Origin of the sequence: Sphingomonas sp. DC1600-2 (assembly GCF_049897605.1) — a bacterium.
Classification (GTDB): Bacteria; Pseudomonadota; Alphaproteobacteria; order Sphingomonadales; family Sphingomonadaceae; genus Sphingomonas.
The window spans coordinates 39,201-55,773 of sequence record NZ_JAFCWO010000001.1 but is presented as its reverse complement, the minus strand read 5'-3'; the positions used below and the strand labels follow the sequence as shown (position 1 = coordinate 55,773).

General features: G+C 67.1%; 14 protein-coding genes and 1 tRNA gene. 4 read left to right on the top strand and 11 right to left on the bottom strand.

The genetic code is table 11. The features are described from left to right. The first annotated feature begins 41 nt into the window (after positions 1–41). Positions 42–2,741: a phosphoenolpyruvate carboxylase gene (gene ppc, locus ACP7BL_RS00300; protein ID WP_426257316.1), complete on the top strand. Its 2,700-nt coding sequence runs from the start codon at positions 42–44 to the stop codon at positions 2,739–2,741. Between the two features lie 58 nt (positions 2,742–2,799). Next, positions 2,800–3,636, top strand: coding sequence for an alpha/beta fold hydrolase (locus ACP7BL_RS00295; RefSeq protein ID WP_052192461.1), 837 nt, complete (start codon positions 2,800–2,802; stop codon positions 3,634–3,636). A gap of 3 nt (positions 3,637–3,639) precedes the next feature. On the opposite strand, the gene ACP7BL_RS00290 is transcribed toward ACP7BL_RS00295, so the two are convergent. The 4 genes from ACP7BL_RS00290 to ACP7BL_RS00275 form a co-directional block, all read right to left on the bottom strand. Further along, positions 3,640–4,251, bottom strand: coding sequence for a YbhB/YbcL family Raf kinase inhibitor-like protein (locus tag ACP7BL_RS00290; protein WP_033966189.1), 612 nt, complete (start codon positions 4,249–4,251; stop codon positions 3,640–3,642). A 104-nt stretch (positions 4,252–4,355) separates the two neighbouring features. After that, positions 4,356–4,931: a DedA family protein gene (locus ACP7BL_RS00285; protein ID WP_126846678.1), complete on the bottom strand. Its 576-nt coding sequence runs from the start codon at positions 4,929–4,931 to the stop codon at positions 4,356–4,358. Positions 4,932–5,058: 127 nt separating this feature from the next. Further along, complete coding sequence (locus ACP7BL_RS00280) at positions 5,059–7,134, bottom strand: S9 family peptidase (protein WP_126846677.1); 2,076 nt, start codon at positions 7,132–7,134, stop codon at positions 5,059–5,061. Between the two features lie 45 nt (positions 7,135–7,179). Continuing rightward, on the bottom strand, positions 7,180–9,006 hold the full coding sequence (locus tag ACP7BL_RS00275; RefSeq protein ID WP_426257315.1) for a methyl-accepting chemotaxis protein: 1,827 nt from the start codon (positions 9,004–9,006) through the stop codon (positions 7,180–7,182). Positions 9,007–9,312: 306 nt separating this feature from the next. Here ACP7BL_RS00275 and ACP7BL_RS00270 point away from each other — a divergent pair, with 306 nt between their 5' ends. Then, entirely contained in the window at positions 9,313–11,106 is a 1,794-nt protein-coding gene (locus ACP7BL_RS00270; RefSeq protein WP_426257314.1) for an aminopeptidase P family protein, read from the top strand. Here ACP7BL_RS00270 and ACP7BL_RS00265 read toward each other — a convergent pair. Further along, positions 11,096–11,230, bottom strand: a complete 135-nt coding sequence (locus tag ACP7BL_RS00265) for a hypothetical protein (protein ID WP_260591516.1) — start codon at positions 11,228–11,230, stop codon at positions 11,096–11,098. The genes ACP7BL_RS00270 and ACP7BL_RS00265 overlap by 11 nt on opposite strands. Positions 11,231–11,310: 80 nt before the next feature. Here ACP7BL_RS00265 and ACP7BL_RS00260 point away from each other — a divergent pair. Further along, positions 11,311–11,385 (top strand) — tRNA-Thr (locus tag ACP7BL_RS00260). A 317-nt stretch (positions 11,386–11,702) separates the two neighbouring features. Here ACP7BL_RS00260 and ACP7BL_RS00255 read toward each other — a convergent pair. Genes ACP7BL_RS00255 through trbK-alt form a run of 6 tightly spaced genes read right to left on the bottom strand, consistent with a single transcriptional unit; the run spans position 11,703 to position 16,570 of the window. Continuing rightward, positions 11,703–11,942, bottom strand: coding sequence for a DUF2274 domain-containing protein (locus ACP7BL_RS00255; protein ID WP_426257313.1), 240 nt, complete (start codon positions 11,940–11,942; stop codon positions 11,703–11,705). Positions 11,943–11,945: 3 nt separating this feature from the next. After that, positions 11,946–13,205: a TrbI/VirB10 family protein gene (locus ACP7BL_RS00250; protein ID WP_426257312.1), complete on the bottom strand. Its 1,260-nt coding sequence runs from the start codon at positions 13,203–13,205 to the stop codon at positions 11,946–11,948. After that, the gene (gene trbG, locus ACP7BL_RS00245; RefSeq protein ID WP_426257311.1) at positions 13,202–14,248 is read right to left on the bottom strand and encodes a P-type conjugative transfer protein TrbG; all 1,047 of its coding nucleotides are present in this window, start codon (positions 14,246–14,248) and stop codon (positions 13,202–13,204) included. Before trbG ends, ACP7BL_RS00250 begins: the two co-directional genes overlap by 4 nt. Then, positions 14,248–14,931 carry a conjugal transfer protein TrbF gene (gene trbF / locus ACP7BL_RS00240; RefSeq protein WP_426257310.1) on the bottom strand — a complete coding sequence of 228 codons (684 nt, stop codon included), beginning with the start codon at positions 14,929–14,931 and terminating at the stop codon, positions 14,248–14,250. Before trbF ends, trbG begins: the two co-directional genes overlap by 1 nt. 2 nt (positions 14,932–14,933) lie before the next feature. Beyond that, the gene (gene trbL / locus ACP7BL_RS00235) at positions 14,934–16,232 is read right to left on the bottom strand and encodes a P-type conjugative transfer protein TrbL (protein WP_426257309.1); all 1,299 of its coding nucleotides are present in this window, start codon (positions 16,230–16,232) and stop codon (positions 14,934–14,936) included. Between the two features lie 2 nt (positions 16,233–16,234). Then, complete coding sequence (trbK-alt, locus tag ACP7BL_RS00230; protein WP_426257308.1) at positions 16,235–16,570, bottom strand: putative entry exclusion protein TrbK-alt; 336 nt, start codon at positions 16,568–16,570, stop codon at positions 16,235–16,237. Positions 16,571–16,573: the final 3 nt, after the last annotated feature.

The window sequence follows — 16,573 nt, the reverse complement described above, 5'->3', positions numbered from 1 at the left end:
GAAACGTTGACCCCCGCGCTGCCGCAATGCAGCATGGACCCATGGCATCCCTCCCCGGCATCGCAAACAATCCCGACATCCGTTTCCTGGGCAAATTGCTCGGCGATGTCATCCGCGCTTATGGCGGCGAGACGCTGTATGAGCGGACCGAGCATATCCGCGCCGCCTCGGTCGACCGGCATCGCGGCGGGACCGATGTCGATCTCGGGCTCGACCGGCTCAGTCTCGACGAAACACTCGATTTCGTGCGCGGCTTCATGCTGTTCTCGATGCTCGCCAATCTCGCCGAGGATCGCCAGGGCGTCGCCGCCGAACGCGGAGCCGATCTTGCCGCAGCACTCGACCGGTTGGCGGGCGAGGGCATCGACAAGGCACAGGTGATGCACCTGCTCGATCACGCGCTGATCGCCCCCGTGCTGACCGCGCACCCGACCGAAGTGCGCCGCAAATCGATGATCGACCACCGCAACCGCATCGCCGCGCTGATGCTGCTGCGCGACGGCGGCGCCACGGAAACCCCCGATGGCGACGATGTCGAAGAAGCGATCCTGCGCCAGATCGCCTTGCTGTGGCAGACGCGCGTGCTGCGCCGCGAGCGGCTGTACGTCACCGACGAAGTCGAAACCGCGCTCAGCTATTTGCGCGAGGTGTTCCTGCCCGCCCTCCCCGCGCTCTACCAGCGCTGGGACCGCGCGCTTGGCGAACGCGTGCCAAGCTTCGTGCGGCCGGGCAGCTGGATCGGCGGCGACCGCGACGGCAACCCCTTCGTCACCGCCGACAGCCTGACCACCGCGCTGGCCAAAGCCAGTGAGGCAGTGCTGGTCTATTATCTCGACGCGGTCCACGCGCTCGGCGCCGAACTGTCGATCTCGACCGATCTCGCGCCCGCCGATGCGGGCGTGCAGGCGCTGGCCGAGGCGAGCGGCGACGCCGCCGAAAGCCGCAGCGACGAGCCCTATCGCCGCGCGCTGTCGGGCATTTACGCGCGCCTCGCCGCAACGCACCGCGCGCTCACCGGCAAGCCCGCCCCCCGCCCCGGCGCGCTGAAGGGCGAACGCTACCCCGATCCACAGGCCTTCCGCGCCGATCTCGTGATCATCGCGCGCGCGCTGCGGCAGGAAGACCATCAGGGCGGCGGGGCCTTGTCCTCGGGCGGCGCGCTCGGGCGGCTGGTGCGCGCGGTCGAGACCTTCGGCTTCCATCTGGCGACGCTCGATCTGCGCCAGAACAGCGCGGTGCACGAACGCGTCGTCGCCGAACTGCTCAAGGTCGCCGGTGTCGAGGCCGATTATCTCAGCCTTGGCGAATCGCAGCGCGTCTCGCTGCTGCGCCACGAACTGTCCAACGCCCGCCCGCTCGCCAGCCCGTTCGCCGCCTATTCGGACGAGACGCAGTCCGAACTCGCCATCCTGCGTGCCGCCGCGAAAGCGCACGCGACCTATGGCCCGGCCTGCATCGCACAGCATATCGTGTCGATGGCGCAATCGGTATCGGATCTGCTCGAACTCAACATCCTGCTGAAGGAAGTCGGCCTGTATCGCCCCGGCGGTGCCTCGGGCGAGCCGTCGAGCGCCGCGATCATGGCGGTGCCGCTGTTCGAGACGATCGGCGATCTGGAGGCCGCCCCCGCGATCATGACCGAATGGTTCGCGCTGCCCGAAGTGCGCGGCATCACCGCCGCGCGCAGCTTCCAGGAAGTGATGATCGGCTATTCCGACAGCAACAAGGACGGTGGCTATCTCACCTCGACCTGGAGCCTGTCCAAGGCCTCGACCGCGCTGAAAAGCGTGTTCGCGGACGCGGGCGTCGGCATGCAATTGTTCCACGGCCGCGGCGGCGCGGTCGGGCGTGGCGGCGGATCATCCTTCGCCGCGATCCGCGCGCAACCGCCCGGCACGGTGCAGGGCCGCATCCGCATCACCGAACAGGGCGAAGTGATCGCGGGCAAATATGGCACCCGCGACAGCGCGATGACCAACTTGGAAGCGATGGCCTCGGCCACCCTGCTCGCCAGCCTCGAACCCGATGCGCTGTCGGCGGCGGACACCGCGCGCTTCTCGGCGGCGATGGACACGCTCTCCGCCTCCGCCTTCGCGGCGTATCGCGATCTGGTGTACGGCAACAACGGTGACGATCGCGGTTTCCGCACCTTCTTCCGCCAGATGACGCCGCTCGCCGAAATCTCCGGCCTCAAGATCGGCAGCCGCCCGGCCAGCCGCACCAAATCCGACCGGATCGAGGATCTGCGCGCCATCCCCTGGGTGTTCAGTTGGGCGCAGGCGCGCGTGATGCTGCCGGGCTGGTACGGCGTCGGCCATGCGCTGTCGGCATTCGAGGACAAGGGTTTGCTCGCCGAAATGGCGCAGGGCTGGCCGTTCTTCGCCGCCAGCCTCGCCAATATGGAACAGGTGATCGCCAAGTCCGACATGGGCATTGCCGCGCGCTATGCCGGGCTGGTCGAGGATCGCGCGCTTGCCGATGCGATCTTCCCGCGCATCGAAAGCGGCTGGCAGCAAGCGCATGACGGGCTGCTGCAAGTCACCGGCCAATCGCGCCTGCTGGAGGCGCACCCCGCGCTCGACGCCTCGATCCGCCTGCGCCTGCCCTATATCGAGCCGCTCAACCTGCTCCAGATCGAACTGATCAAACGCCGCCGCGCGGGCGACGAGGATCCGCGAATCGGCGAGGGCATCCTGCTGTCGATCAACGCGATCGCGACCGCGCTGCGCAACAGCGGCTAGGGTTGCTCGCTTTCCTCCCTTGTGTATTATATTGATACTACACAAGGGAGGTGCCGCAATGTGGATGGCAACGAGGCTTACGCTGGCTTTGGCCGCGAGCATGACGTTTGCGGCGGCAGCACAGGCAAACTGCTCCGCGACCAAGATCGCGATCGGCCACCAGCGCCTTTTCGTCGATCTCGGCGGCAACGGGCCGGTGACGCTGGTGTTCGAAGCGGGCAATGGCGACGATTCGCGGGTCTGGGCCAATTTGGTGCCGAAAGCGCAGGCGCTTGGGGTGCGGACCTTCGTGTATGATCGCGCCGGGCTGGGCCAGAGCGACCGGCGACAAGGTGCCTATTCGATCGACAAGGACGTGCGCGCGCTACGGGGCGCTCTGGATCGCTGCGCGGTGCAAGGCCCGGTAATCCTGGTCGCGCACTCTTATGGCGGCTTCATCGCCCATCTGCTGGCCGCGCAGGACCGGCGCGTCGCCGGAATGGTGCTGGTGGATGCCAATATCCCCGCCTTTTTCGATCCGGCCGAAACCGAAGCCATCGTCGGGCGCTATCGCCCGCAATATGCTGCCCTTCGCGCCCAAGCTCCGGCGCTGGCTGAACTGCTGATCCCGATCATCGAGGCCTATCCAAAGACGGCGCGACGTGCGCGCGCGGTCGCCCTGCCGCCTGCTTTGCCGGTGATCGACATCGTGGCGGAACGGTCCTGGGCGGAGACGCCGGACGAGGCAGCCCGGATGCGGGCCGCGCACGCGGCCTTCGTCGCAGCGAACCCGCGACGCAGCGCGATGCTCGCCGACGGCAGTTCGCACGCCGTGATGAAAGACCGCCCCGATGTCGTTCTCGCCGCAATCACGCAAATGGTCGCGCAGGTGCGGGGCGAAAAGACAGGACGCTAACGGTCAAGCAGGCGCAACGCCCGGATCGAGCGTCGCGGAGAGCACCTGACCCCGCGCGTACAGCCCGGTCAGCATCCCCGCACCGATCACATGGCCCGCAATCGCGTTGAGCACCGCGCCGCGCCCAGGTGCCTCGCCCAAGTCGGCGGCCGGGCAATCGAGCGCAAACAGTTGGAAGACGTAGCGATGCTCGCCATGCCCCTTGGGCGGATCGGGCGCGAGCCAGCTTTGCGAGAGGAAGGAATTCTTGCCGGTGTCGCCAGTTGCGGCATCGGCAACGATCGCTCCTTCTGCCAGCGCGTGCATTCCCGCCGGCAGGCCCCACACAATTGCGTGGACCAGCGGCGCGGGCGTGGGCGAATCGGCATCCTCGACGATCAGCGCCAGGCTCTGCGTGCCCGGCGGCAGTGCGTCCCATACGAGCGGCGGCGATACGCCCGCGCCGTCGGCGGTGAAGCGCACCGGCATCTCCGTCCAGTCGGCAAAGGCAGGGCTGCTGAGCGCAATCGGTGCGAAACCGCTGCCCAGGGCCGGGTTGACGATGACCAGATGCTCCGCGCCCGCACGCACCCCGCTGAGCGAAGCGCCAAGCCATTCGGGAAGATGTTCGAGCATCGCTGCGACCTTTTTGTGGGTTTACGCCTTGAAGCCCTGGACGAGGCAACAGGTTCCGCGCGACCCTGATAAAAGCCGCGCCGCGCCGAAATACGTATCACTCCTCATGCGTCCGCGCGCGTGCGCGTGCGCCACCAATGCCACCCCCCGACCAGTGCGGCGAGCGCGACCCCGCCCGCCGCTAAGATCAGAATGGCATGCCGATCGGGCAGCAAGCGCTCGATCGCTTTTTCAAAGCCGTGGCCGAACAGATAGCCGACGCCGGTAAACACCACGCCCCACACAATGGCCGAGACCCCGTTCACCAGCACGAACAGCCGCGCCGACACCCTGGTCGTGCCGATCGCCACCGGGCTGATCGTGCGGAAGCCATACAGAAAGCGAAAGGCGAAGATGAAGCCGATCGGATAGCGTTCGAGCAACCCCAGCGCGCGTTCGAACAGCGCGCGCTGGCGCACGCGCCTCACCCACGGCCGATCGCGGAAATAGCGGCCGAGCGCAAAGAAGATCTGGTCGGCCAGGAACGACCCCGCCGCCGCCGCCGCCATCGCGCCCGGCAAGGAAAACAGCCCCTTATGCGCCAGCAACCCGCCGGCGATCACCACCGTCTCGCCCTCGATGCCAGCACCCGCGAACAAGGCAAGCAGGCCGTATTTGGCGATGAGGGCTTCGATGCTCAACCGCGCGCCCTTCCATCGTCACCCCGGGCTCGTCCCGGGGTCCACCGGGATGCGCATCCTGCGGCGAAGGGATATCCGGCACGGTGGACCCCGGGACAAGCCCGGGGTGACGACATGCTATAGCGCCTCACCCCTCAATGCCGAGCTGCCACAGCACGAAGGCATGCTCCTCCGCACCCTCGCGCAAACTTTCGAAGCGGCCCGATTTGCCGCCATGCCCAGCGCCCATATTGGTCTTGAGCAGCAGCACATTGTCGTCGGTCTTGGTGGCGCGCAGCTTGGCCGCCCATTTGGCCGGCTCCCAATAGGTCACGCGCGGATCGTTGAGGCCGCCCGAAATGAACAGCGGCGGATAGGCCTGCGCCTTCACCTGGTCATAGGGCGAATAGCTGCGGATCAGCTCGAACGCGGCCTTGTCCTCGATCGGATTGCCCCATTCGGGCCATTCGCCCGGCGTCAGCGGCAAGTCGGCATCGAGCATGGTGTTGAGCACGTCGACGAACGGCACATCGGCAATCACCGCGCCCCACAATTCGGGGTCGGAATTGACCACCGCGCCCATCAATTCGCCCCCGGCCGAACGCCCGGCAATTGCGATCCGCCCCGCCGACGTCCAGCCATCCGCGATCAGCCCCTTCGCGACATCGACGAAATCGTTGAAGGTGTTGGTGCGCTTCTCCAGCTTGCCGTCGAGATACCATTGCTGGCCCAGATCATCGCCGCCGCGAATATGCGCAATGGCATAGGCAAAGCCGCGATCGAGCAGCGACAGCCGCCCGGTCGAAAAGCCCGGCGGAATGGCATAGCCATAAGCGCCATACGCATAGAGGAACAAAGGACGCGACCCGTCGCGCGGGAAGTCCGCCGGATAGACGATCGACACCGGCACCTGCGTGCCGTCGCGCGCGGTGATCTTAAGCCGCTCGGTGCGGTATTTCGCCGCCTGATAGCCGCTCGGGATTTCCTGCACCTTGAGCGTGGTCAGCTCGCCCGTCGCCACGTCATAATCATATTCGGTGCCCGGCGTGACCATCGACTCATAACCGACGCGCAGCACCTGCATCGCATATTCGGGATTGTTGCCGAGCCCCGCATCATAGCTCGCCTCGGGGAAGCGGATGCGCTGCGGCGCGATGCCCTCCTCATAGCGGTGAATCTCGATCTGATCCAAGCCATCCTCGCGCCCGTCGACGATGAAGAAGTCGCGGAAGCAATCCACCCCGGTCATGTAGAAATGCGGCGACGGCGCGATCTTCTCGACCCATTCGCCCGGCGCCGAGATATGCGCGGTGCACAGCCGAAAATTGGGGTCGGTGTCGTTGGTGTGGATGAACAGCGTGTCGCCATGCATGTCGACATCATATTCACGCCCGACCTGGCGCGGCGATACGCAGAGCGGCGTCGCCAGCGGGTCGGTCGCGGGCAGCAGATAGATTTCGCTGGTCACATGGTCGCCGCTCGACAGCACGATCCACTTGCGGTCGCTCGTCTCGCTGACGCCAACGCGGAAACCCTCATCGGCTTCCTTGAACAGTTCGATATCGTCAGCGATCGGCGTGCCCAGCCAGTGCAGCCGCGCATTGTCGGTGCGCCATTGGTCGTTGGCGAGGCCATAGAGAAAGCCCGTGTCGTCGGCGGTCCACACGATTTCGGACAGCATCCCCGGAATGACATCGGGCAAATGCTCGCCCGTGATCAGATCCTTGACGCGCACCTCGAAGCGTTCCGAGCCATTGTCGTCGATCGCATAAGCCAACAGCCGCCCATCATTGCTGACCGAAAACGCGCCCAGCCGGAAATATTCCTTGCCCTCGGCCAAAGCCGGTTCGTCGAGGATCAAAACGTCCTGGCTCTTATCCTCGCCCGCGGCGACCGGCCTGCGCCACCATTTGCGATACTGCCCGCCGGTTTCGAACGCGGTCCAATAGACCCAGTCGCCATCCTTTTGCGGCACCGAGCTATCGTCTTCCTTGATGCGGCCCTTCATCTCTTCATACAGCCGGTCGATCAACGGCCGGTGCGGTTCCATCACGCTCTCGAAATAGGCGTTTTCGGCCGCGAGATAGGCGAGCACATCCGCGTCATCGACCTCGGGATAGTTCGGGTCCCTCAGCCAGGCATAGGGATCCTCGATCGTGTGCCCATGCAGGGTGAAGCTGTGCGGGCGCGTGGCGGCGACGGGGGGCGAGAGCGGTTCGGTCATCCCCTCTCCTACCCGCTTGCCGCAGGTCAAGTCGAGGTGTCGCGGTCAGGTGCGCTGGAGCGTCCGCGACGGTGCCAGCCGGACCGTGCGTCCGGTCGGTGCCCGACGCGGAGCCGGTTCCGTCACACGCCCCGGCTCGATCGCAACCGGGGCATCGCCATCACGGCTGTCATACCGAAACGCCGCCGCGCGCGCCGCCAGCGTGGCGATATCCTGCGCCAGCGTCGCCGCCGTGGCGGAGGTTTCGGTCACCATCCCGGCATTCTGTTGCGCGATCCGGTCGAGTTGCGTCACGGCACTGGTGATTTCGCCGATTGCTTCGGCCTGTGCGGCATTGTCGCTGGCGATCGCCTGGGTCAGCGCCACCGCTTCGGTGCAGCGCGCCACGATCGTTTCCAGCGCGCCATGCACCAGCCCGACCGCGTCGACGGCAACCGCAACCTCCTGCTGTGTGGCGCTGAGCTGGGTGCGGGCGCGCTTGGCCTCCTCCTCGGCGCGCATCGCCAGCGTCGAGACAAGGTCGGCGACGACCGCAAAACCGCGCCCGGCGTCCCCGGCCCGCCCCGCCTCTACCGCCGCGTTCATCGCCAGAACGCGCGTCTGAAAGGCAATCTTGTCGAGACCTCCGATCACGTCGTCGATCCCGGCGGCACTGCTGGACACGCGGTTCATCGCTTCCATCGCACCATCGGCACGCACGCGCACCTCCCCCGCCGCCGCCAGCGTCGCTTGCGATCCGTCGGAGGATTTGTGCGCCGCCTGTACCGTGCTGCGCAAGCGCGCGTCCATCCGCCCGACAGCAGCCGAAGTCTGCTCGATCACCGCCGCGCTGCTCTCGGTGCGCTGCGCCAAATCTCCGGTCGCGCGCGCGATCGAATCGGAAGCCCCGCCAATCTCGGCGGTGGTCTCCACCACCGCCTGCACCATCGCGCGGAGGGTATCGACGGCATCGTTGAGATCGCGATTGACCGCAGCATAACTTTCCGGGAAGCGCAGCGCCGCACCACCGCGCAAATCGCCCGCCGCCATCGTCCGCAACACCTGGCCCAGCGCGTCGGCCACCTCCTTCTGCTCGGCACTGGTCCGCGCCTCCTGCGCCGCACGCTCAGCGGCGGCGCGACGGAAGGTATCAACCGCGCGCGCCATATGGCCAAGTTCATCCACGCGATCGAGGTGCGGCACGCTGCGCTCCGCGCCTCCGGCAAGCGCATCGGTCGCCTCGACCAACTGCCCGAGCGGGCCCATGACGCGGTGCGTAAGATACAAACGCGACCCGATCGCCAGCGCGAGGATCGTGACGGCCAGCGCCAGCAAGGCGATCGCGGTGATCGTCAGCGTGGTCTCCGCATGCGCCTTGAGCTCGGCCTGTTGCTTGCCCGCGAGCGTTACGGCGGTATCGATCCGCGTGCGATGCGCGGCATAAGCCTGCGACACGCTGGCATAGCTGCGCGCGAGCTGCGCCGCGTCGTGCGCGCGTGCGGCGGCGATCATCTGGTCGACCTCTGCCCAGAAGCGCTGGGCAGGCGCATCGGCATCGCGCGTCAAGGCGGTCACCAACGCCGGATCGAGCGTCGAACTGTTCCAATAGGCGTGGCGCTCATCATAGGCCTTGCGCAGCGCCGCCAGCCGCGTCGCGCGCATGTCGACCTCGTCGGGATGGCTGGCGAGCAAGGTCGCCTCCAGAAACGGCTCGAGCACATATTCGGGCGGCGGCAGAATGTCGGCGACATAATCGGATTGCGCCTGGATCTGTTCACCGATCGGGCCACCAATCCGGACCAGATTGATGCCGTATGCGGCGATCACGATGGCCAGCAACATGGTGACCGTGATCAAGGCAGAGCCGATGCGAAGGCGCTTGGCAATGGACATGCGGGGACGACTTTCCAGCGAAGAGGCGGTGCGGGATCATTATAGACGACCCGCAGGCTGACCGTGGGGTCGGTGCCTGTCCTACATCCCCATATTCTGCCACACTCCCTGCATGCCGCCCGCCGTCCACCGCCCGTGCCGCCGCGCCGTCCGGACCCGCGCCACCCGTGCGGGAGGGCAAAACCGGGGGGACGTAGTGTGGACTTTGTGGACTTCCGCGCGCGACTCGCCAACGCTGCCGGGCCATGACAAACGCAGCGCCTTTCGCCTAACATCAGCCTGACCGTCCCTTCCCGAAAGCCACCCATGTCCGCTTACACCGCCCGCCTCGCCGCCCTCCGCGCTCAGCTCGCGCACGACCAGCTCGATGGCTTTGTCGTCCCGCTGACCGATGAATATATGTCCGAATATGTGGGCGCTTATGCCCAGCGCCTGGCCTGGCTGACCGGCTTCCAGGGCTCGGCCGGCAGCGCGGTGGTGCTGGCCGAGAGCGCCGCGATCTTCACCGATGGCCGCTATACGCTGCAATTGCGCGAGCAAGTGTCGGCGGACGACTGGCAGTATGTCGCGGTGCCCGCGAGCAATGTCGCACGCTGGCTGGGCGAGCATGCCCCGGCGGGCGGGCGGATCGGCTATGATCCGTGGCTGCACACCAGCGCCTGGGTCGCCGATGCCCGCGCCGCACTCGCCGCGCGCGGGGCCGAATTGGTCGCGGTCGCGCGCAACCCGCTCGATGCGGTGTGGAGCGACCGCCCTGCCCCCTCGACTGCCGTGCTGACGGTGCAGGATGATGTGCATGCCGGGCTCGGCTCGGCTGCCAAGCGCGCGCAGATCGCCGATTGGCTCTCCGAGACCAAGGCCGATGCGGTGGTGCTGACCGCGCTCGATTCGATCGCTTGGACGCTCAACCTGCGCGGCAGCGACGTGGCCCACACCCCCGTCGCTCTGGCCTATGCGATCGTCGATGCCGATGGCACCGCCGACCTGTTCGTCGCGCCCGAAAAGGTGACCGATGCGGTGCGCCAGCATCTCGGCAATGCGATTCGCCTGCATCCGCGCGACGCCTTTGCCGATGCTTTGCACGCCTTTGCCGGCAAGCGCATCGCCGCCGACCCCGAGCGCGCCGTGTCCGCCATTTTCGATTCGCTGAGCGCAGGCGGCGCCACTGTGCTGCCGCTGCGCGACCCGGTGGTGCTGGCCAAGGCGATCAAGAACCCGGTCGAGATTGGCGGCCACCGCTCGGCCTCCGCGCGCGACGGGGCGGCGGTTGCGCGCTTCCTGCGCTGGGTCGAGGCGGAAGCGCCCAAAGGCGGCCTCACCGAACTCTCCTGCGTCGACCGCTTGCAGGCCTTTCGCGAAGAAACCGGCGTGTTGCTCGATACCTCGTTCGACACGATCTCGGCGACCGGCGCGCATGGCGCGAGCCCGCATTACCATTCGACCCCCGAATCGAACGCACCGCTCGAACTGGGCCAGCTCTATCTGGTCGATTCGGGCGGCCAATATGCCGATGGCACGACCGACCTGACGCGCGTGCTGCCGATCGGCACGCCGACCGACGAGATGCGCGACCGCTTCACGCGCGTGCTGCAGGGCCATATCGCGCTCGCCACTGCGGTCTTCCCGGTCGGCACCACCGGCGGGCAACTCGATTCGTTCGCGCGCGCGCCTTTGTGGCAGATCGGGCTCGATTATGCGCATGGCACCGGTCACGGCGTCGGTGCCTATCTGTCGGTGCATGAAGGCCCGCAGCGCATCGCGCCGCCGACCTATCCCGGCGGTGGCGCGGCCGAGCCGCTGCGCGCCGGCATGATCCTGTCGAACGAGCCGGGCTATTACAAAGCCGGGGAATACGGCATCCGCATCGAAAATCTGCTGCTGGTCGAGGAACGCCCCTTTGCGCACGGCGTGACGATGCTCGGCTTCGAGACGCTGACTTTCTGCCCGATCGAACGCTCGCTGATCGTCGCCGAGATGCTGAGCCCGCGCGAACGCGCCTGGCTCGACGCATATCACGCGCGAGTCGTTGACGTGATCGGGTCGTATCTGGATGCGGACGAGCGCGCCTGGCTGGCGGCGAAATGCGCGCCTATTGCTTAGGCGCGTCGGGGGCGGTGACGGTGTCAACCGCGTCCAACGCGCGGGCGCGGCCCTTGCGGCGCTTCAGGTTCTCGCGCAGCGCCGCCGCCAGCCGCTCGGCTTTTTCCGCATCTTTCGTCGCCACTTCGCCACACGCTCCTTGACAATGTCCGCTCCAGCGGCTCTTAGGCCGCTTCCGCTCGCGCCGTAAGGCGCTTCGGACATGCTGCCGTAGCTCAGTGGTAGAGCGCATCCTTGGTAAGGCTGAGGTCGTGAGTTCAATCCTCACCGGCAGCACCATTATATCCTTGATAAATAACGATATTATTTTCCCCGTTGGGGGCGGATGTCATCGTTTTTGGCATTCGGAAACGCATAGGAAACAAGTGGTGCGGTTCGGCTCGCCGCATTTTTCTTACGCTGCTGGCGCGGTTCGATCGTTCAGGATAGCTTAGGCGACGTTACGACCCGCCCGATTCTATGAATTGCGAGACCGGTCAGGGGCAACGCCCTGCGCCACCTTTTCGCCGGGGGATTGCATGTGTGGGAAGACACAAGCCGGGATGTTGTCACCGCCTCACTGTGACTTGGTCACGGCGTCGTATGACCGAGCGCGGCTATTTCGAAACTTGGTGGCGCTCGGGCAACGCGCGTCGTGCCTTAGCGAAGGCGCGGTCCGAAGCGATGAACCTCGCGATCATCGGTGCGATCAACTTCACTGGATCGGTCCGATGGCCGGTTTCGTGCGCGAGCACCTCGGCATAGGCCGCTAGCTCGCGGTGGAGTGCGGCGGGCATATCGATGGTCAATCGTACCGGTCGTTCGTCGGCGATAGCGCCAAGCTTCAATTTCGTCATGGCTTAGCCTCGATAGGGTTCGAGGATCAGGTCGCGGGTTACAACTACCCGCACCGGAAAGCCCGGTCGCACCGTGATCGTCGGCTGGATGTTGAGTGACCGACCGACTACCTGACGGCCGGTCTGGCTGATGCTGTCGGAGGCGCCGCGGCGTAGCGCCTGGACGAGATCGTTCTCGTCTGACGACGTGCCGGCCTCGGTTCCTACGCTGAGTAGCGTCGAAAGCACCGCGGCCCTAAAGAGCTGACCCCAATGATTGTCGACGCGGTCCTCGAGGCCGGCGTAGCCCTCAGTGTCAGCGCCCGGCTGGCGTTCGAGGACGATCGATCGGCCGTTGGGAAGTATGAGGCGCGTCCAGACGAGCAGGGCGCGGCTCTGCCCGAACACAACCTGCGCATCGTACTGGCCGACGAGCCGCGAACCCTGGGGAATGAGAAGAGTTCGGCCAGTCGGCCCATCATACACATTCTCGGTCACCTGGGCGGTGATCAGGCCGGGCAGATCGGAGCGCAGGCCGGTGACCATTGCCGCGGCGATTACGGCGCCGGCCTGCAGCACGAAGGGGCTGGCGGGTCCGGCCAAGCGCTCGCTGCTGATCGTCCGTCGATCGGCTGGACCGTTCAGGAAAGCGAGCTTGCGGTCGCCTTCGGTCGGCTGCGGCGTTGGTTGGCTTAACGTCGTTGCGGGTGTTTGGCTGCCTAGGCCGGCGAGATCGACCCCAGGGTTCGGCTGGCTTGCGCCTTGCGTGACCGAGTGGGCTTCGCTCGCAAACAGCCGACTGGTGCGTGCCGCGTCGAGTTCCTGCGCCCGGCGTTGCCGTTGCTGCTCGGCGCGCTGCTGGGCTGGATCGGACGCTGACCCGGGTCCGGTCGCGATCGGTGGCGGCGCTACTCCCGTCTTGAGCATCGGGCGGCCGAGGTCGCCGGGCAGCGGCGGGCCAAGCTGCGGGACCGTGCGCGCTACGCCCGTATAATCACCCGGCAACCGCGCTAAACCATCAGCGGTCGTTCGGTGGTCTGTGTTGTACAGTTCATTGCTCTGGGGCTTGGGATGCGAGGATTGCAGGGCGAACACGAGGGCCCCGCCCAGCGCCAGCGCCGACGCGCCGGCCAGCGCGCCCAGCGCGCGGCGCGACAAGCGCAGAACGCCGGGCCGTTCCGGCCGCAGCCGAAACGCTGCCGACTTGTCGCGCGTCGGCTCGGGGAGGTCCTTCCGGGCTGATGGCGCGCTCGGCTCCCGGTCTTCGTCGCGATCGTCGGTCACGACGCTGGCCCTTCGGTTTCGGTCCCGGCGCTCATCCGCTGCAGCTGACCGCTTCTCACCCCGTCAGTTCGAACGATCCGCACGCGCTGCTGACGCGAGCTGCCGAGGCGAAGCTCGGCGGCCGCGAACAGCCGATCGACGATCATGTGGTGGCCGCGGACGCGGTAGTTGACGAGTTCGGCATTACCCTCGGCGCCGATGATCCAGAGCGGCGGCATCTCGCCCTGTCCGATCCCGGCCGGGAACTCGATAAACACCTGGCGGCCGTCGTCGAAGGCGCGGACCGGGCGCCATGACGCGGCATCACCTTCGATGCGGTAGCGGAACTGGAGGTTTTCGATGGCCGCCGCGCTGCTCTCGCCGACCGGCTGCGCGGCTTCGGCCGCCGCGTTCTGGCGACGCAGCGCGATCAGCTGATCGGCGGCGTAGGACCAGGACACCGACGCCATGTAGGTCCGCTCAGCGGACCGCATCTCGAGGTGATAGGTTCGGCGATCGGTGTTGATTACGAGGTTCGTGACGAGATCGGCGCGCGACGGCTTCACGAGGATGTGGACGCGCCGCCTGGGGCCGGCGCCGCTTTCGGTGTCGCCGATGATCCAGCGCACCGTGTCGCCGGCTGCGACCGGGCCGGTGCCGACGAGTTGCTCGCCGGGTTCCAGCGCGATGTCGGTGACCTGGCCGGGTGCGGCATAGAGCTGATAGAGCGCGCCGTCGGCGAAGGGATAGACCTGCACGGCGTTGACGTAGCCGCTGCGCGAGGGCTGGACCCGGGCGGCGCCGTTGGCCGCCTCGACCCGGGCCCGTGGATCGGCGGGTTCGCTTGGGGGCGAAGGGATAGCGCCGGGCATCGGCATCAGCTGACCCGGCAGGGGCAGCGGCTGCGGGACCGTCACGATCTGTACCGGCCGGGGCGGCTCGGGCGCCAAGACGGCCGGTGTCGGTGGCGCATCGTAGCTGATGGTTGGCGGCGTGTATTTGTGGGCGCAGGCGGCGAGCGCGGTCGTGGCAGCGAGCGCGCTCCCGAGTTGAACGAGGCGCATCAGCCGAGCTCCTTGGACCAGTTGAGGGCGTGGACGTAGATGCCGAGCGGGTTCTTCTTCAGCCGTTCGGCGTCGAGGGGCGTCTGGATCACCAGGGTGAGGATCGCCGACCAGCGCTCCGTCGCGGCGAGCGCACCGTCGACGTAGCGCCGCTCGACCCAGGCGATGCGGAAGCTGTCGGCAGAGGCGCGGATCACCGAGGACACCTCGACCGCGACCTGCTCCTTGCCCGCCCGGGCGAACGGGTCGTTGACGCGCGCATAGTCGTTGAGCGCGGCGGCGCCCTTGTCGGTCGTGAAGTCGTAGGCCTTCAGCCAGTTCTGACGCAGCACGATCGGGTCGGCCGGGATCGAGCGGACCTCTTCGACGAAGCGGGCAAGGTGCCAAGCGATCTGCGGATCGTTCGGGCGGTAGGCGGCGTCCGCCGGCGCGATCGCCTGGGCTTGTCCCAGCTTGTCGACCTGAACGACCCAGGGCACGATGGTGCCGGATGCTGACTGCCAGATTAGCCCAGCGCCGAGGCCGGCCGACAGAATGAGGTTGCCGAAAGCGATGAGCCGCCAATTGCGCGCCTGCACGCGGGCCGAGCCGATGCGGTCATCCCACGCCTGGGCGGCGCGCTGGTACGGCGTTTCGGGTTCAGGAGTTCGTCCATAGCGGACGGAAGGTCGTTTGAAGTTCATGATCAGTCCTCGGAGACGCTGACGGAAGAACCCGAGCCGCCACCGTCTCCGGACTTCACGGCGTGCGCGGTCGTCTGCACGGCATGGGCGGCCGCCTGGCGGCGACGCATGTTGGCGGCCCATGCGGGCTCGCCCGAACTGCCGCCGCCTGCCGCGCCGGCGTCGTTGGCGGCAGGTGCTCCACCGCCCGATGCGAACTCCGCGCCGCGTGCGAAGCTTTCCTTGAGGCCGTCAGCCGCGCGACGCAGCGGGCTGGCGGCGGCTTCCGCGCCCGTCTTGACGACGTTGCCGAGACCGCCGGCGACCGAGGCCGCGCCGGTCTGTCCCGCGGCGCCCATGCTGTAGGCGGTTGAGGCTGCGCCCGCGACCGAGGCCCCGCCGCTGGCGAGGCCGGCGACCGCGCCGCCGGCGAGTGATGCACCGCCCGTCGCCAGGGCAGCGCCGCCGGCCAGTACGCCGCCTGCGGCCAGGCCAGTGCCGATCGCGGCGCCCGAACCGAGTTGCGGACCGCCCGAGACGATGCCGTTGGCGATGCCGGGTCCGAAGATGCCGAGGCCGAGCAGGGTCAGCGAAGCGAGCATGATGCCCATCGCGTCCTCGATCGTCGGTGTGACCGGAAAGCCGGTCTTGAACTCGTCGAACAGGGTCGAGCCGATGCCGATGATGACGGCGAGCACGAGCACCTTGATGCCGGACGACATAACGTTGCCGAGCACGCGCTCGGCGGCAAACGCGGTCTTGTTGAACAGGCCGAACGGGATGAGCACGAAGCCGGCGAGCGTAGTCAGCTTGAATTCGATGAGCGTGACGAAGAGCTGGATGGCGAGGATGAAGAACGACAGCAGCACGATCACCCAAGCGAACAGCAGCACCGCGATCTGGATGAAGTTCTCGAAGAACGAGACGTAGCCCATCAGGCCGGAGATCGAATCGAGGATGGGCTTGCCGGCGTCGAGCCCGACCTGGGCGACGCGGCCGGGCCGCAGGAAGTCGGCGGTCGCGAGCGATGTGCCCGAAGCTTTCAGGCCAAGGCCGGCGAAGCTCTCGAAGACGATGCGGGCGAGGTTGCCCCAATTGTTGATGATGAAAGCGAAGGCGCCGACGAACAGCACCTTCTTGACGAGGCGCGCCGGTACGTTCTCGTCGGGCGCCCACGCCCAGAACAAGGCGGCGAGCACGAGATCGATGACGATCAAGGTCGCTGCCAGCCACTTCACCTCGCCTTGCAGGAGGCCGAACCCGCTATCGATGTAGCGGGTGAAGACCTCGAGAAAGCGATCGACGACGCCGGTTCCGCCCATGATCAGCGCCCTTCGGTCGGCATGGGGACGGCGGCCGGGTTGGGCGCTGCTGGACGGCGATCGGGCGCGAGGAACCGGCGACGGTTCTCCGCCCATGCCGCGAGGCAAGCGGGGTCGTGCGCGCCGGCCTCGCCGAAACCCTGGCACCGCGCGAACTCCGCCTGTAGCGGGTCGGCCGTGCCGATGCTGTCCGCACTCGGTCGGTCGGCCGGCGTCGGTTGATCGGTCGTGGCCATCCACGCGGCGGCGCCAGCGAGGATGACGCCGATCAGGATCAGCGCGATCAGCTTTTTGGCGGCCGGACCTTCCATCGTGCGAAACCCACGCAATCGTCGCATCGC

What these genes read in the sequence shown, in the direction of transcription:
- trbG (WP_426257311.1), bottom strand. Translation starts at nt 14,248, where the DNA reads ATGCGCCTCGTTCAACTCGGGAGCGCGCTCGCTGCCACGACCGCGCTC.
- ACP7BL_RS00255 (WP_426257313.1), bottom strand. Translation starts at nt 11,942, where the DNA reads ATGACGAAATTGAAGCTTGGCGCTATCGCCGACGAACGACCGGTACGA.
- trbF (WP_426257310.1), bottom strand. Translation starts at nt 14,931, where the DNA reads ATGAACTTCAAACGACCTTCCGTCCGCTATGGACGAACTCCTGAACCC.
- ACP7BL_RS00270 (WP_426257314.1), top strand. Translation starts at nt 9,313, where the DNA reads ATGTCCGCTTACACCGCCCGCCTCGCCGCCCTCCGCGCTCAGCTCGCG.
- ACP7BL_RS00295 (WP_052192461.1), top strand. Translation starts at nt 2,800, where the DNA reads ATGTGGATGGCAACGAGGCTTACGCTGGCTTTGGCCGCGAGCATGACG.
- trbK-alt (WP_426257308.1), bottom strand. Translation starts at nt 16,570, where the DNA reads ATGCGACGATTGCGTGGGTTTCGCACGATGGAAGGTCCGGCCGCCAAA.
- trbL (WP_426257309.1), bottom strand. Translation starts at nt 16,232, where the DNA reads ATGGGCGGAACCGGCGTCGTCGATCGCTTTCTCGAGGTCTTCACCCGC.
- ACP7BL_RS00280 (WP_126846677.1), bottom strand. Translation starts at nt 7,134, where the DNA reads ATGACCGAACCGCTCTCGCCCCCCGTCGCCGCCACGCGCCCGCACAGC.
- ACP7BL_RS00290 (WP_033966189.1), bottom strand. Translation starts at nt 4,251, where the DNA reads ATGCTCGAACATCTTCCCGAATGGCTTGGCGCTTCGCTCAGCGGGGTG.
- ACP7BL_RS00275 (WP_426257315.1), bottom strand. Translation starts at nt 9,006, where the DNA reads ATGTCCATTGCCAAGCGCCTTCGCATCGGCTCTGCCTTGATCACGGTC.
- ppc (WP_426257316.1), top strand. Translation starts at nt 42, where the DNA reads ATGGCATCCCTCCCCGGCATCGCAAACAATCCCGACATCCGTTTCCTG.